The following is a 16,115-nucleotide window of genomic DNA, read 5'->3' on the forward strand; positions in this document are numbered from 1 at the left end:
CAAGGCCGCTCCTACAGGGGTTTTGCAATACCTGTTGAAAAATCCACCAATAAAACCAAAAAAGGAAAAACATCGTGGCCGCTGAAATCCAAGATAGCCGCTCCGCCCGTTTTGCCCTGCGCTGCTCCAACTGGGCCGAACGCTGGTTCCCCGACTCCTGGGTGTTCGCCGCCCTGGCCGTCATGCTGGTATCGCTCGGCGCCCTGGTCATGGGCGGCAAGCCGACCGACACCGCCAAGGCTTTCGGCGATGGTTTCTGGAGCCTGATCCCGTTCACCATGCAGATGGCCTTCGTGGTCATCGGCGGCTACGTGGTGGCCAGTTCGCCACCCGCCGCGCGCCTGATCGACCGCCTCGCGCGCTTGCCGAAGAACGGTCGCTCGGCGGTGTGCTGGGTGGCCCTGATCTCGATGCTCGCCTCGCTGCTCAACTGGGGGCTGTCGCTGGTGTTCGGCGGCCTGCTGGTACGCGCCCTGGCGCGTCGCACCGACCTGAAGATGGATTACCGCGCCGCCGGCGCCGCGGCCTACCTGGGCCTGGGCGCGGTCTGGGCCCTGGGCCTGTCTTCCTCGGCCGCGCAGCTGCAGGCCAACCCGGCCAGCCTGCCGCCGTCGATCCTGTCGATCACCGGGGTGATCCCGTTCACCGAAACCATCTTCCTCTGGCAGTCCGGCGTGATGCTGGCCGCGCTGGTGATCGTTTCGCTGATCGTCGCCTATGCCACCGCCCCCGGGCCGAACAGCGCCCGTAGCGCGCAGGACTGCGGCGTCGACCCGAGCTTCACCGCGCCGCCTTCGCCACAGCGCACGCGTCCGGGCGAGTGGCTTGAATACAGCCCGATCCTGATCCTGCTGCTGGTGGCCCTGGCCGCTGGCTGGTTGTACCAGGAGTTCGCCACCAAGCCTGCGATCACCGCGATTTCCGGGCTGAACACCTACAACCTGCTGTTCATCATGCTCGGCGCCTTGCTGCACTGGCGTCCACGTAGCTTTCTCGACGCCGTGGCCCGCGCCGTGCCGACCACCACCGGGGTGCTGATCCAGTTCCCGCTGTATGGCTCGATCGCCGCCATCCTCACCCAGGTCAAGGGGGGCGACGGCGAGACCCTGGCCCACCATATCTCGCTGTTCTTCACCCAGATCGCCACCCATGACACCTATGCGCTGCTGATGGGCGTGTACTCGGCGGTGCTCGGCTTCTTCATCCCCTCCGGCGGTGGCAAGTGGATCATCGAGGCGCCGTACGTGATGCTGGTGGCCAACGACCTGCAGTACCACCTGGGCTGGGCGGTGCAGATCTACAACGCCGCCGAGGCGCTGCCGAACCTGATCAACCCGTTCTACATGCTGCCGCTGCTGGGCGTGCTGGGGCTGAAGGCACGCGACCTGATCGGCTTCTCGTTCGTGCAGTTGCTGGTGCACGTGCCCCTGGTGCTGGTGTTGCTGTGGGCGCTGGGCACGACCTTGCAGTACGTGCCGCCCGTGATGCCGTGACCCTGTAGGCCCTTTCGCTTATTGGCGAGTGAAAGGGCCTCATCCCACGCGAAGCCCCCCTTTCTTTACGTTCTGATGATAAATCGATAATGAATCTCAAACGAGATTCGTTTTCATGTGAATGCCGCCTGCCGGCAGTCAATGGACTTCATCGAAACGAACAAGGAGAAAGGCAGCGATGTTCGCGCCCATCAGCCGTTCCATGACCCTCACCCTGGGCCTGTGTGCCACCGTGGCCAGCCCGCTATCGCTGGCCGAGCAGACCGAGCCCAGGCCTGAAGGCGAGGCCCTGGAACTCGGTTCCACCGAAATCTTCGCCCTGGGCCTGGGCAGCACCACAGAGCACACCGGCTCCTACACCACCGGTAGCATGAGCGCGGCGACGCGGCTTAACCTGTCGATCAAGGACACCCCGCAATCGGTGTCGGTGCTGACCCGCCAGCAGCTCGACGATTTCCAGCTTGGCACGCTTTCCGAAGCGATGGGCCGCGTCACCGGTGTCACCGTACAGCGCCGCGACTCGGAGCGGCCGGCTTACTATTCCCGTGGCTATGAGATCAACAACTTCCAGGTCGACGGGATGCTCAACACCTTCGCCGGGCTCAAGTCCGACTCGGACACCATCATCTACGACCGCATCGAAGTGGTGCGCGGCGCCACCGGCCTGACCACCGGGGCCGGCGACCCGTCCGGGACCATCGCCATGGTGCGCAAGCGCCCGACCGCGCAGCTGGCGGTACAGAGCGGGGTGACTGCCGGCAGCCATGACGACTACCACAGCTACGTCGATGTCGGCGGGCCGCTGGGCTGGGATGGCCGCCTGCGCGGACGCACGGTGCTGGCCTACCGTGACAGCAAATCGTTCATGGACCACTACGCCAGCCAGCGCGAGGTGGCCTACGGCATTCTCGAGGCGGACCTGAGCGACAGCACCGTGCTGGCGGTGGGCTACGACTACCAGAACAAGCATGTGCAGGGCGCCTCCTGGGGCACCGTGCCGTACTGGAACGCCGACGGCGGCAAGGCCAACCTGCCACGCTCGACCAACATGGCCGCGCCATGGTCGTCCTGGCCGCTCAAGGACCAGACGCTGTTCGCCACCCTGGACCAGAACCTGGGCAACGACTGGCTGCTCAAGGCGGCCCTTACCCATCGCTGGAGCGACAGCGACGGCAAGGTCTATTACGGCGGGGCGGGCTTCCCCGCCGCCGACCGCAGCGGCATGGGCGCCTGGTACAGCCATTTCTCCGGCGAGGAGAAGATGACCGCCGTCGACCTGAACCTGGCCGGCCCTTATCAACTGTTCGGCCGCCGCCACGACTTCATGGTCGGCTACGGCGAGTCCGAACGCCGCAACGACTCACCTTACCTGCTCGATCCGGTGGTGCCCGCCGACTACGGCAAGATCCCGGACTGGAAGTACCTGAGCTCGATCGCCAAGTTCCATGACCCGTCCACGGGCCTGGATGGCTCGCGCGATGAAACCCGCCAGAAGGCTGGCTACATCGCCACGCGCCTCAATCCCACCGACCGATTGCACTTCGTGCTGGGCAGCCGCTACGGCAGCTGGGAGACCCGAAGCCGCGAGTGGCGCTACGACGAGAACCTGGTCTTAACGGGCGTGTCGACCAGCTCCCAGACCCACAACGACCAGTGGACGCCCTATGCCGGCGTGCTCTACGACCTCACCGAGCAATACACCGTGTATGCGAGCTACACCGACATCTTCCAGCCCCAGGATGTGCGTGACGTCAATCGCAAGTACCTGGAGCCGGTGGTTGGCAAGGTGTACGAGATCGGCCTGAAGGGCAGCCTGTTCGACGACCGCGCCAACCTGAGCACCGCGGTGTACCGCAGCAAGCAGGACAACGTGCCGGAAATCGACGATTCGGTGCCCTTGGGGCCCAATGGCGAGCAGTACTACAAGTCGGGCGGCAAGGGCGTGGTGGTCGAGGGCTTCGAGGCCGAGCTGGCCGGCGAGGTGATGACGGACTGGCAGATGAGCCTGGGGTACAGCTACACCCATGCCAGCCGCGCCGACAAGACCCGCAAGAACACCGAGCGGCCGCTGAACCTGGTGCGCTTCTCCACCACCTACAAGCTGCAGCCGAAGCTGACCGTCGGCGGCACGCTCGACTGGCAGAGCGACACCTTCGGCACGGGCCGACGCCCGGTGGGCCGCGACGCCGACGGCAACATCGTCACCACCCCGGGGCGCATGACCCAGGATGCCTTCGCCGTGGTCGGGCTGATGGGACGCTACCAGTTCGACGAGCACCTGTCGGCGTCGCTGAACGTGAAGAACCTGTTCGACCAGCACTACTTCAACAACGTCGGCTTCTACAACGGGGTGTACATGGGCCAGCCGCGCACGTTGATGGTGAGCCTGGACTGGAAACTGTAGGACCGTGATCGCGCGCGACGCAGGCGGCTCGCAGCCTGGCACCTGCTGCGCAGGTGTTCGCGGTTGAAGCCGCTCCCACAGGAGTCGCAGCTGCGCTGCTGCCGTGGGAGCGGGGGTGGCCGGCGAAGCCGCGCTAGCTCCCTTGTGACAACGCCTCGAGCAGCGCCTCGAGCTTCACCCGGCCGGGTTCGTCCAACCCGAACACCGGCCGCCGAGGCTCACCCACCGGCAACCCGGTCATGCCCAGGCCGGCCTTGATGGTCGCCGGCAAGCCACCCTTGAGGATGAAGTCCAGCAACGGCAGTTGGCGGTAGAACAGCGCCCTGGCCTGTTCCAGCTCGCCCGCCAGCACCGCCTGGTACAGCCGCTGGTTCAAGCTGGGGATCAGGTTGGCCGCCGCCGTGCACCAGCCCTTGGCGCCCGCGACGAAGGCCTCCAGCGCCAGCGGGTTGCAACCGTTGTAGAACGGTACCTGGCCCTCGCCGAGCAGCTGCAGCTTGTGCATGCGCTGGATGTCGCCGGTGCTCTCCTTGACCATGGTCACGTTGTCGACCTCGCGCACGATGCGCAGGATCAGCTCCACCGGCATGTCGGTGCCGCTGGTGGCCGGGTTGTTGTAGAGCATGATCGGGATATCGACGGCGGCGCCGATGGCGCGGTAGTGCTCGAGGATCTCGGCTTCGCCGAGCTTCCAGTAGGCCGCGGGCAGCACCATCACCGCATCGGCGCCATGCTGCTGGGCGAAGCGGGCGCGGCGCACGGCGCCAGCGGTGGTCAGGTCGGAGACGCTGACGATGCTCGGCACGCGCTTGCCGATGCGCTCGAGACTGTACTGGGCGACCCGCTGCCATTCGCTGTCGCTCAGATAAGCGCCTTCGCCGGTGCTGCCCAGCGGGGCGATGGCCTGGACCTGGCCGTCGATCAGGCGGTCGATGGACTGGCCGAGGGCGGGCAGATCGAGCTGTTCGCCGTCCTGGCTGAACGGGGTGATGGTGTAGCCGATGATGCCGTGGAATTCAGTGGTCATGGTTTTAGGCTCCGCAAGCAAGGCATTCAGGGATCAGTTCAGGCAGTCGGCGTGGGCGCGCAGGGCCTGTCGGGCAAAATAGTTGAACGCGGCGCCATGGCGCTTGGGCCGGTCGATCCAGTCGTGGGCGTCACGGCCCAGCTCCGGGGCGATCGGCTTGATGGTGCCAGCGGCCATGGCCAGCAACTGCAGGCGCGCGGCGCGCTCGATCAACTGGGCGTACACGCAGGCCTGTTCGATGCTGGTGCCGGTGGACAGCTGGCCGTGGTGCGAGAGCAGGATGGCGCGCTTGTCGCCGAGCGCGGCGCTGATGATCTCGCCTTCCTCGTTGCCCACCGGCACCCCTGGCCAGGCCTCGAGGAACGCGCAGTCCTCGTACAACGGGCACAGGTCCATGTGCGAGACCACCAATGGCACTTCCAGCATCGACAGTGCCGCGACATGGGTGGGGTGGGTGTGGATGATGCAGTTGACGTCGGGGCGGGCGCGGTACACCCAGCTATGGAAGCGGTTGGCCGGGTTGGGCATGCCTTCGCCCTCCAGCACCTCGAGGTCTTCGTTGACCAGCAGCAGGTTGCCGGCGGTGATCTCGTCGAAGCCCAGGCCCAGTTGCTGGGTGTAGAAAGTACCGGGTTGCGGGCCGCGGGCGCTGATCTGCCCGGCCAGACCGGAGTCGTGGCCGTGGTCGAACAGAATTCGGCAGGTCAGGGCCAGCTTTTCGCGCACAGTCCACGTATTATCCGCGAGCGAGCCTTGCATCTGCGTCAGCGCCTTTTGCACCAACTGGTCTTTGCCGAGTGTCAGGGTAGTGGCCATGGGCTCAGTCCTCTGTGACGTGATGATGGGTGTCATGGCTGGCCCGCCCCGCTGCTTGGACGGTGGAGGGGCGGTCAACCAAATGACACAAATAATCCTATATGACACAAAGTGTCATAAGCAAGTGCGTTTGTTCGGGAAACCTGCGTTACATGTCTATCCGACTGAAACTGTTGAGAAAGAAACTGGGCATCACCCTTGAGCAGCTGGCCGAGAAGTCCGGCATGACCAAGAGCTACCTGTCCAAGGTCGAGCGAGGCCTGAACACGCCGTCCATCGCTGCCGCGCTGAAGCTGGCACGGGCGCTGAACGTCAATGTCGAGGAGCTGTTCGACGCCGAGCACGCCGACCAGGCGCGCTACAGCCTGGTGCGCCGCGGCGAGCGCCAGGCGCTGGTGGGCAGCGGCGAAGGGCCAGGTTATGCGGTGCTGACCTCGCAGGTCGGCCGGCGTAGCCTGTTGCCGTTCCTGATCCAGCCTCCGACCGAGTTCACTGACCCGACATTCAAGGAACACGAAGGCGAGGAATTTCTGTTCGTTCACGAAGGCCAGGTGGAAGTGGACTTCATGAGCGAGCGGGTGCTGCTGGAGGCCGGCGATGCCCTGCATTTCAATGCCCAGACCCCCCATCGCCTGCGCTCGGTGGGCGAGCGCCAGGCGCAGTTGCTGGTGGTGGTGCAGGGCGGCGAAGGGTGAGGGCAGGGCGATGATCGAGGTCTCGCGGTTCTGGCGCGATCCGGCATTGCCCTTCGTCGAAGCGCGGCGCGTGGGTGACGGGCGCCAGGTGTGCTACGCCGCGCATTCCCACGCAAGCTTTTCCCTCGGTGTGATCACAGGGGGGCGCAGTACCTACCTCACGGGGGATGTCCAGCATGAGGTGGCGGCGGGGGCCACGGTGCTGATGAAGCCCGGCGTGGTGCACAGCTGCAACCCGATCCAGGGCGAGCCCTGGTCGTACCTGATGCTGTTCGTCGACATGCCGTGGTTGAACGAGCGCGACTTCGTGCTGCCCGAGGCGACCCTGAGCTGGTCGCCGGCGCTGTATGGCCGGTTGCTGGAGCTGTTCGCCGAGCTGCTCGACGCCCATGTCACGGCCTTCGACAAGCAGGCGCACCTGGCCGCCTTCTTCGAGGGCCTGCCGGCGCATCTGGACCTGCCGCCAAAGGCTCCTGAAGCGGCGCATGCGTGTCTGGACAGGGCGGCGGCGTTCATCCGCGCGCATTGCCTGGACCCGCTGACGCTGGACGACATCTGTGCCGCGGCCGGATTGTCCCAGGGTTACCTGACTCGCGCGTTCGGCAAGCGTTTCGGGTTGTCTGCGCATGCTTACCTGCTCGACCAGCGGGTACAGCATGCCCGGGCTCAGCTGCGTCAGGGGCGGCCGATCGCCGAGGTGGCGCTGGAGTCGGGGTTCGCCGACCAGGCGCACCTGCAGCGGACATTCAAGCGGCACCTGGCGGTGACGCCGGGGGTTTATCGCCGCGCAGCGCCACGGTCAAACCGATGAGCCGCCCGATCATCCTGCCGCTGGCCGAGAACTACCGCCACGGCGAGCACATCGCGCCGCATTGCCATGACCGTGCCCAGCTGATCCACGCCATCAGCGGCGTGGTCACGGTCAATGCCCGCGAGGGCAGCTGGGTGGTGCCGCCCGGGCGTGGCGTCTGGGTGCCGGCGGCGACCGAGCACGAGCTGCGCATGGCCGGCGTGGTACGTATGCGCACGCTGTTCGTCGACTCCGACGCGCGCCCCGACCTGCCGCTTCAGTGCCAGGTGATCGAGATTTCGCCGCTGTTGCGCGAGCTGATCATCCGCGCCATGGATATCGCCCCCGACCACCCGCCCCAGGGCCGCGATGGGCGAATCATGCAACTGATCCTCGATGAAATCCGTGTCTTGCCAGTGTTCGCCCTGCATGTGCCCAGCCCGCACTCTGCGCACCTTCAGGTCCTGTGCGACGCCTTGCGCCAGGCCCCGGCCGAGGACTGGAGCCTGGCCCGCGCGGCGGCCCACAGTGGCTTGAACCCACGCACGCTGACCCGCGCGTTCCAGCGCGAGACCGGACTGAGCCTGGTGCAATGGTTGCGGCGCATGCGTCTGCTGGCCAGCCTCGATGCCCTGGCTGCGGGGCAATCGGTGCTGGAGGTGGCGCTGGACCTGGGCTACGACAGCCCCAGTGCGTTCAGCGCGATGTTCCGGCGCACGCTCGGGGTCTCGCCGGCGGTGTATTTCGGCAGGATGGTCGAGCGCTGGTAGGCTCGCGAGGCGAGTGGCGCGTCCGTGCGCCGACAGAGGTCAGAAGCTGTATTTGGCGGTGAGCATGAAGTTGCGCGGATCACCGAAGGTGTCGCCACCGTAGTCCACCGACTTGGAGATCGACGAGTAATAGTGCTTGTCGAAGACGTTGTTGGCGTTCAATTGCAGGTCCAGGTGCTGGCTGACCTGGTAGCCGGCCATCAGGTCGGTGACGGCGTAGGCGCCCTGGACCAGGCGGTAGTTGCCGTCGCTCAGAGCGATGTCGTTGTACATGCGGCTCTGCCAGGTGACGCCGCCACCGACTCGCAGTTTCTCCAGCGGCCCCTGGAAACGGTAGGTGGTGAACAGCTTGAACTGGTGCTCGGGGGTATCGGGGTTGAGCGGCTTGTTGATGCTGGCCGGATTCTTGTCGTCCTTGACCGTGTGCACGCGGGCATAGGTGTAGCCGGCGCCGATCTGCCATTGTTCGGTCAACGCCCCTTGCAGCTCGAAGTCGATACCCTGGCTGCGCACTTCGCCGGAGGCGGCGTAGCAGGTCATCTGCGGGCAGTTCGCTACGCCCACCTCGACCTGGCGGTTTTCCTGATCGATGCGGAACACCGCCAGGCTGGCGTTGAGCGCGCCATCGAAGTACTCGCCCTTGATGCCGACCTCGTAGTTCTTGCCGACGATCGGAGTGACCGGCTTGCCGGAAGTGTCGCGGCCGTCCTGCGGGGTGAAGATGTCGGTGTAGCTGGCGTAGACCGAGTGATGGTCGTCCAGTTCGTAGATCAGGCCGCCATAGCGGGTGACCTTGCGGGTCACCTTGTAGTCGCCGGCGTCGTTGTCGCGCTGGTCGTAGTCGTACCAGTCCAGGCGCCCGCCGAGGATCAGCTTGAGCGGGTCGGCCAGGCTCAGGCGAGTGGTGGCGTAGACGCCGTCCTGGTCGATGACGTGGCGGTTGTTCGAGGTATGCAGGAAGTTCGGCTTGCCGCTGCTCAGCGGGTAGTTGGTGTCGTACGGGCTGTAGTTGCGCTCGTTCATGTCGTACAGGCGCTTGCTGGCGCCGAGCACCAGTTCGTGGGTGCGGCCGAAGGCCTGGAACGGGCCGCTGGCGAAGGTGTCGAGCCCCAGCTGGTTTTCGTCGTGCGCCGACTGGTACACCGTTCGGCTCAAGGTCTTGGCGGCGTTCCAGCGCGATTGGTAGGAGCCGCGGAACAGCGCGTTCTGCTCGCTGTAGGTGGCGTTGACCTGCAGCTTCCAGTCGTTGGCCAGGCGCTGGCGCAGCTCGGCGAACAGGGTGTTGATCTCCTGGTCCTTGGACTCCCAGTCGGTGGCCGGGTTGTACGAGCGCGACACGTCCAGGTGATGGCCGTTGAGGTCGGTGGGGATCGCGCCCCAGAAGAAGTTGGTCTTGTCCTTCTGGTGGGAGAGGCCGAGGGTGAGGGTGGTGTCCTCGCCCAGGTCGGCCTCGGTCACGGCGTAGAACAGCCCGTGATCTTCCTCCTGGCCATCGCGGAAGCTGTTGGCGTCGCGGTACGACGTCACCACCCGACCGCGCAGGGTGCCGCTGTCGTTGAGCGGGCTGGAGGCGTCGAGTTCGCCGCGGTAGTTGTCCCAGCTGCCGGCGGCACCGGTGAGGGTGACCTTCTGCTCGGCCAGCGGTCGCTTGCGCACCAGGTTGATCGCCGCCGATGGCGTACCGGCGCCGGTCACCAGGCCGGTGGAGCCGCGCACCACTTCCACCCGGTCGAACATCGCCAGGTTCGGCTGGGCACCGACCACCCAACCGGTGTAGGCGCTGGGGATGCCGTCGTACATGATGTTGTCGACGTCGAAGCCGCGGGCGGTGTAGGACTGCCGGCCTGGGCCGCTGGATTGGTTGAGGAACAGGCCCGGGGTGTACCTGGCCACGTCGTTGATGCTGGTCATGCCCTGGTCGTCCATGCGCTGGCGGGTGATCACGGTCACCGCCTGCGGGGTTTCGCGCATGCTCAGGGGCAGCTTGGTGGCGGTCGACATGGTGCCGGTGGTGTAGGACCGCGACCCTTCGGTGGTGCTGCCCAGGCTGCTGTCGTTGATGGCGGTGGCGCCCAGCTCGAGCACCGCCGGTGCCTCGCCTGGCGGCTGCTCGGCGGCGATGGCGGGGCTGAGGCTGGCCATGCAGATGGCCATGGCCAGCAGGTTGTGCGTGGGCGTGAAGCGGTGGGGCGCAGCGAGCGGTGACATGCCTGACGTGTCCTTGTTGCTAGTAATTATGAGAATGATTAGCAATAAGTTTGTCAGGAATATCGGATCTGTAACAGTCTGAATGGATATTAATTTGACAAGATTTTCACGAAATACACTCAAGTGAATATCTTTGGCGACAGAGCCATACGCAGGCCTTTCGTGACACAAGGCCGGCCCGCCAGCAAACGTGTCAGTCCTGGCCATCATGCAAGGCCGTCGCTCCCGCTTGGTGTGGGCCTATCCGCCTGTTCTGCCGACCACCTGCTTGCCGCGTTGCAGCGCCACTTCACGGGCTTGCCCGTCACGTTGCTTGCCCTGGCGCGCCTGCCCGACCAGCTCGGGGATCAGCGGCCCCTCGGGCAGATTGCGCCAGAACCGCGCAGGCAGGTGCTGACGCAACGCGTCGGGGTTGACGCGCGCCGGGTTGAAGGTGTGCCGGTAGTAGGCCAGCCACAGTTCGGCACCCGGGTCCTCGGCGTTGAGCGCCCACTGGCGCCACTCATCGGGGCAGCGACGCCGATAATCGAGGGCCTGGCCATCGTGACGAATGCCGTCGGTGGGCGTCGCGATCAGCCAGCGCTGGCGCCCCAGGCGCTCGGCGAAATGCCCGCTGGCGCTGTCGAGCACGTCGTGCGCCGGTTCGTGGTAGGCCACCAGGTCCAGTTGCAGGCGCTCGGCGAGGGCCTCGGGCAGCGGTACGAAGCGCACGAAAGCATGCAGGTGGTGGGCCTCGCGGCCGACCTGACGGATGCGCCGTTGCAGTTCGCTGCCCAGGCGGTCACCGGCAAGCATTGCGGTACGGTCACCGTGGGCGACGCGCCAGAGCACTTCGTACAGCAGGTTCCAGCGCTGTTCGCCGCGAAAGCGTGCGGCCTGTTCGAGTTGGGCCAGCAGCGCTGCCGGCACGCGGGCGCGGAACGGGCCCGGGCCTTCGGGCAACGGCGTGGGCTGGGCCAGCAGATCGTCGATCGGGCCCTGGCTCCAGGTCACCTCGGCCGGGTCGATGCCATGGCCGAGCAGCGCGCGGGCTTGCTCACGCCAGGTGGCGAAGTGATCGGCGCAGTCCAGCGCGATCATCCCCACAACCCCATCTGCACCGGCGCCTGGGGTTCGCGCAGGCGTGCGCGCAGCAGGCCGCTGCGCAGCTCGGCCTGGGCTGGGCGGTAATCGCTGGTGACGACGAAGGGCCGGGCTTTCTCCAGTACACAGCGCAACTGGATCAGGTCGTCATAGCGGATACGTCGTTCGCGGCGCAGGGCCACCATGCGCTGCACGCTGCGCAGCCCGATCCCCGGGATGCGCGCCAGCAGCGCGGGGTCCGCGCGGTTGACATCGAGTGGAAACACCTCGCGATTGGCCAGGGCCCAGGCCAGCTTGGGATCGATGTCCAGGGCCAGGTTGCCGGTGTCGCCGAGCAGTTCGCCGGCGCTGTAGCCATAGCCGCGCAGCAGGAAGTCGGCCTGGTACAGACGATGCTCGCGCAGTAGCGGCGGGGCGGCCAGCGGGACACTGGAGGGGCTGTCGGGGATCGGACTGAAGGCGGAGTAGTAGACGCGCTTGAGGCCGTAATCCTGATACAGCGCCTGGGCGTTGCGCAGCAGCGTGCTGTCGTCGGTGGCATCGGCGCCGACGATGACCTGGGTGCTCTGCCCGGCGGGCGTGAAGCGAGGGGCCCTGGGTTCGCCCGCCACCGACTGCTGGCCGTGGTGGATCACCCCCATGGCCCGGCGGATGGTGCTGGCGCGCTTTTCCGGCGCCAGGCGCTCGAGACTGGCATCGGTCGGCAGTTCGATGTTCACGCTCAGGCGATCGGCCAGGCGCCCGGCCTGCTCGATCAGCAGCGGGTCGGCGTCGGGGATGGTCTTGAGGTGAATGTAGCCGCGAAAGTCATGGGTTTCGCGCAACAGGCGCGCCACCCGGATCAGCTGCTCCATGGTGTAGTCGGGCGAGCGGATGATGCCTGAGCTCAGGAACAGCCCGCTGATGCAGTTGCGCCGGTAGAAGTCCAGGGTCACGCGCACCACTTCCTCCGGGCTGAAACGGGCCCGCGGCACATTGCTGGAGCGGCGGTTGACGCAGTACTGGCAGTCGTACAGGCAGAAATTGGTCAGCAGTACCTTGAGCAGCGATACACAGCGGCCGTCGGGTGTGTAGCTGTGGCAGATGCCGGTGCCATCGGTGGCGCCGATTCCGTCGCGGCCGCGGGAACTGCGTTTGGGCGCACCGCTGCTGGCGCAGGACGCATCGTACTTGGCAGCGTCGGCGAGGATGCCGAGCTTGGCGATCAGTTGCATGGGAAGGCACCGAAATACTGAATATTCATACAGTATTTCGAGATTGGGATGATGGCAAGCGCCTGTTGTCAGGGCAAGGCGACGCCAGGGTGGATTGGCAATAAAAAACACGGCAACGATACCCGAGCGGATCGCTCGGCTAAGCTTGATCCCGCAGGCGCACGGAATGTCGAACACGGGAGAGCACATGAACATCAAGAACAAGCCTAAATGGGCGGTGGCGGCCCTTACCCTGGCCCTGGGGCTCCACGCCCACGCCGCGGACAGCAAGCGCGTGGATGTGTTGCTGGTGGGGGGCGGCATCATGAGTTCCACGCTGGCGGTCTGGCTCAACGAGCTGGAACCGGGTTGGTCGATGGAGATGGTCGAGCGCCTGGACAAGGTGGCCGAGGAGAGCTCCAACGGCTGGAACAACGCCGGCACTGGCCACTCGGCGCTGGCCGAGCTCAACTACACGCCGGAGAAGGACGGCAAGATCGACATCAGCAAGGCGGTGGAGATCAACGAGTCGTTCCAGATCACCCGTCAGTTCCTCGCCTGGCAGGTGAAGCAGGGCGTGCTGAAGAACCCACGGTCGTTCATCAACACCACGCCGCACATGAGCTTCGTCTGGGGCGACGATAACATCCGCTTCCTCAGGAAACGCTACGAAGCGCTGCAGACCAGCCCGCTGTTCAAGCCCATGCAGTATTCCGAGGACCCTGTGCAGATCGCCAAGTGGGTACCGCTGATGATGGAAGGGCGCGACCCCAACCAGAAACTCGCGGTGACCTGGACGCCCATCGGCACCGACGTCAACTTCGGCGAGATCACCCGCCAGTATGTGGGCTACCTGCAGACTCGGCCCAACTTCGACCTCAAGCTGTCCAGTGAGGTGGAAAACATCACCCGCAACGACGACGGCAGCTGGCACGTCGAATACAAGAACCTCAAGGACGGCAGCACGTCCGCCACCGACGCCAAGTTCCTGTTCATCGGTGCCGGCGGCGCCGCGTTGCCGTTGCTGCAGAAATCAGGCATCGACGAGGCCAAGGACTATGCCGGGTTCCCGGTGGGCGGCTCGTTCCTGGTCACCGACAACCCGACGATCGCCCAGCGCCACATGGCCAAGGCCTACGGCATCGCCGCCACCGGCGCGCCGCCCATGTCGGTGCCGCACCTGGACACCCGGGTGCTGGACGGCAAGCGCATGATCCTGTTCGGACCGTTCGCCACCTTCTCCACCAAGTTCCTCAAGGAAGGCTCGCTGCTCGACCTGTTCGCCAGCATGTCGCTGCACAACACCTGGCCGATGGTGCGGGTCGGGGTGCGTGAGTTCGATCTGGTGCAGTACCTGATCGGCCAGCTGATGCAGTCCGACGACGACCGCTTCGCCGCGCTGCAGACCTACTTCCCCGAAGCGAAGAAGGAAGACTGGCGTCTGTGGCAGGCCGGCCAGCGGGTGCAGATCATCAAGAAGGACGAGAACCAGGGCGGGGTGCTGAAGCTGGGTACCGAGGTGGTGACCTCCAAGGATGGCAGCATCGCCGGATTGCTGGGGGCATCGCCGGGTGCCTCGACCGCGCCACCGATCATGCTCGACCTGCTGAACAAGGTGTTCAAGGACAAGGTGGCCACGCCTGAGTGGCAAGCGAAGATCAAGCAGATCATCCCGTCCTATGGCATTCGCCTGAACGAGCATCCGGACAAGGTCCAGCAAGAGTGGGCCTACACCAGCGAGGTCCTGCAACTGGCCACGCCCAGCGAGGTGGCCGCACCCTGAATGGCCAGCAGCCACGGGTGCAGCACATGACTTGAGGTCAGCGCGGTCGCAGGGTTCGCTCCACAGGTACGGCGCTTAGCGTCAAAGCGGCGCGTATCCTGTGGGAGCGGGCTTGCCCGCGAACACCGGCGCAGCCGGTGCCAGGTACCGCGTCGCCTGCTTCGCGGGTAAATCGCATCGGCGATATGACGCCCCAGGCGCTGTGAACCACTCGACACTGACGGATTCTTTTTCTCTTCGCTGACCAAGCTCCCGAGTGCTTCGTCCGCCATCCTCCGGAGCGATCGCTCCCGCATCGTCTGTCCGGGCGCCTGGCGACGCTGTCGCAAGCGCAAAAACCACCCCGCGACACCCGAGCTTTTCCCTGCCGAACTCCCGATGTTTTTTCCTCTGGCTGTCACCACAAGCTGCGAATGTTGCCTGCGTGGACAGGTCGCCAGCCCCTCTGGAACAGGGGCTCGGCCTGTGCCATGGCAATGCGCGACCCACTCAACGTATGAACACGACGATAGGAGATTGCTTCATGTTTAAGCGTACTGTGATCGCCGCCTCCCTGGTGGCTGCTACCCTGGCTTCGGCCCAATCCATGGCTGCTGTTGTCGGTGGCGGGGCCACCCTGCCTGAGCCGCTGTACAACGGCAACGCTACCTGGGAAGGCATCCTGCCCAGCGGCTTCAGCTACACCGGCGTGGGCAGCGGCGGTGGCAAGACCGCTTTCCTGACCAATGCGCCTGCGTCGATCAACCAGCCGGCCGGCACCAACGTCGACTTCGCCGGTTCCGACTCGGTGCTCAGCGCCAGCGAACTGTCGACCTACGCGGCCAACCGCGCCGCGGCCTGGGGCAACCTGATCCAGATTCCGGCCGTCGGTACCACCGTCACCATCCCTTACCACCGCAACGGCGTCAGCGACCTGCAGGTCAACGCTTCGCAGCTGTGCGGCGTGTTCTCCGGCAGCATCGCCACCTGGGGCCAGTTGCTCGGCACCGCCGACACTACCCCGATCAAGGTGATCTACCGTTCCGGCAGCAGCGGTACCACTGAGCTGCTGGCTCGCTTCCTGAACGACTCCTGCCCGACCACCTTCTCGGTCAGCAGCACCTTCACCAGCGCCAACGTCGGTGCCGAACCAAGCACCTGGCAGGGCGTGGCCGGCAGTGCCGACGTGATCACCGCCGTCAACGCCACCGATGGCGCCATCGGTTACGTCAGCCCTGATTTCGTCGATACCTCCAACAACGCTCAGGTTGCCCGTGTCAGCAAGCTGGCCACCGGCACCGCCGAGCTGCCCACCGTCGCCAACGCCCAGGCTGCCCTGGAAAGTGCCGTTGCCCCGACCGCCGACCGTGACAAACCGGCCAACTGGGCTGTGACCTTCGGCCGTGGCGCCACCGACAAGCCGGTTCCTGTCACTGGCTATCCAATCGTTGGCTACACCAACCTGCTGGTTGGCCAGTGCTACCAGGACGCCGCCGACGCCGCCGCCATTCGTGGCTTCCTCAACGACCTGTACAGCGGCAACCACGACCTGGCCATCGGTATCCACTCCTTCGTACCGGTTCCGGCTGCCTTCGCCGCCGAAGTCAAGAAAGCCTTCCTGACCAACGAAGGCAACGAAGGCCTGGATATCGCCAACAGCAACGTGTGCAACGGTATCGGTCGCTCGTAATCCACCCATCCCCAGCGGTCCGTACCCCTGGGGTGCGGGCATGGGCCCTGGTGGTGCCTGCGGGCGCCGCCGGGGCCTTTTCATGTTCATGTCTGCGCCAAGGGCACCGAGATCGGTCTGTCCTGGCTTGCGGTGGACACGGGCGCTCGCCATACCCCAGCCCCATGAACTTTGCATGACAAAG

The 16,115-nt window shown here is 65.5% G+C and carries 12 protein-coding genes; 7 read left to right on the forward strand and 5 right to left on the reverse strand.

Features of this window, described 5'->3' with window-relative positions; translation table 11 throughout:
- The first annotated feature begins 74 nt into the window (after window positions 1-74).
- Window positions 75-1,493 (forward strand): TIGR00366 family protein, encoded by a 1,419-nt coding sequence (locus N7422_RS06660; protein WP_279805767.1) that lies wholly within the window; start codon window positions 75-77, stop codon window positions 1,491-1,493.
- 178 nt (window positions 1,494-1,671) lie between these two features.
- Window positions 1,672-3,897, forward strand: coding sequence for a TonB-dependent siderophore receptor (locus N7422_RS06665; RefSeq protein ID WP_279805768.1), 2,226 nt, complete (start codon window positions 1,672-1,674; stop codon window positions 3,895-3,897).
- Window positions 3,898-4,030: 133 nt separating this feature from the next.
- Here N7422_RS06665 and N7422_RS06670 read toward each other — a convergent pair whose 3' ends face one another.
- The gene (locus N7422_RS06670) at window positions 4,031-4,924 is read right to left on the reverse strand and encodes a dihydrodipicolinate synthase family protein (protein ID WP_279805769.1); all 894 of its coding nucleotides are present in this window, start codon (window positions 4,922-4,924) and stop codon (window positions 4,031-4,033) included.
- Between the two features lie 33 nt (window positions 4,925-4,957).
- Complete coding sequence (locus tag N7422_RS06675) at window positions 4,958-5,740, reverse strand: aldolase (RefSeq protein WP_279805770.1); 783 nt, start codon at window positions 5,738-5,740, stop codon at window positions 4,958-4,960.
- 152 nt (window positions 5,741-5,892) lie between these two features.
- On the opposite strand from N7422_RS06675, the gene N7422_RS06680 reads away from it, so the two are divergent.
- From N7422_RS06680 to N7422_RS06690, 3 genes are read left to right on the forward strand one after another with little or no spacing between them, the layout of a single operon-like run.
- Complete coding sequence (locus N7422_RS06680) at window positions 5,893-6,435, forward strand: XRE family transcriptional regulator (RefSeq protein ID WP_279805771.1); 543 nt, start codon at window positions 5,893-5,895, stop codon at window positions 6,433-6,435.
- A 10-nt stretch (window positions 6,436-6,445) separates the two neighbouring features.
- Window positions 6,446-7,246 carry an AraC family transcriptional regulator gene (locus N7422_RS06685; protein WP_279805772.1) on the forward strand — a complete coding sequence of 267 codons (801 nt, stop codon included), beginning with the start codon at window positions 6,446-6,448 and terminating at the stop codon, window positions 7,244-7,246.
- On the forward strand, window positions 7,243-7,995 hold the full coding sequence (locus N7422_RS06690) for a helix-turn-helix transcriptional regulator (RefSeq protein WP_279805773.1): 753 nt from the start codon (window positions 7,243-7,245) through the stop codon (window positions 7,993-7,995). Before N7422_RS06685 ends, N7422_RS06690 begins: the two co-directional genes overlap by 4 nt.
- Window positions 7,996-8,034: 39 nt before the next feature.
- Here N7422_RS06690 and N7422_RS06695 read toward each other — a convergent pair whose 3' ends face one another.
- The 3 genes from N7422_RS06695 to N7422_RS06705 all read right to left on the reverse strand — a co-directional run bounded on the left by N7422_RS06695 (window position 8,035) and on the right by N7422_RS06705 (window position 12,500).
- Window positions 8,035-10,203, reverse strand: a complete 2,169-nt coding sequence (locus N7422_RS06695; RefSeq protein ID WP_279805774.1) for a TonB-dependent siderophore receptor — start codon at window positions 10,201-10,203, stop codon at window positions 8,035-8,037.
- A gap of 240 nt (window positions 10,204-10,443) precedes the next feature.
- The gene (locus tag N7422_RS06700; RefSeq protein WP_279805775.1) at window positions 10,444-11,283 is read right to left on the reverse strand and encodes a TIGR03915 family putative DNA repair protein; all 840 of its coding nucleotides are present in this window, start codon (window positions 11,281-11,283) and stop codon (window positions 10,444-10,446) included.
- Window positions 11,280-12,500 (reverse strand): putative DNA modification/repair radical SAM protein, encoded by a 1,221-nt coding sequence (locus N7422_RS06705; RefSeq protein WP_279805776.1) that lies wholly within the window; start codon window positions 12,498-12,500, stop codon window positions 11,280-11,282. Before N7422_RS06705 ends, N7422_RS06700 begins: the two co-directional genes overlap by 4 nt.
- Before the next feature lie 187 nt (window positions 12,501-12,687).
- Between N7422_RS06705 and mqo the strand changes: the two genes are divergently transcribed.
- A complete protein-coding gene (gene mqo, locus N7422_RS06710; protein WP_279805777.1) occupies window positions 12,688-14,262 on the forward strand; it encodes a malate dehydrogenase (quinone) in 1,575 nt (524 codons plus the stop codon).
- Window positions 14,263-14,785: 523 nt separating this feature from the next.
- A complete protein-coding gene (locus N7422_RS06715; RefSeq protein ID WP_279805778.1) occupies window positions 14,786-15,931 on the forward strand; it encodes a substrate-binding domain-containing protein in 1,146 nt (381 codons plus the stop codon).
- The last annotated feature ends 184 nt before the right edge of the window (window positions 15,932-16,115 follow it).

Source organism: Pseudomonas sp. GD04091 (assembly GCF_029836165.1).
Taxonomy (GTDB): Bacteria; Pseudomonadota; Gammaproteobacteria; order Pseudomonadales; family Pseudomonadaceae; genus Aquipseudomonas.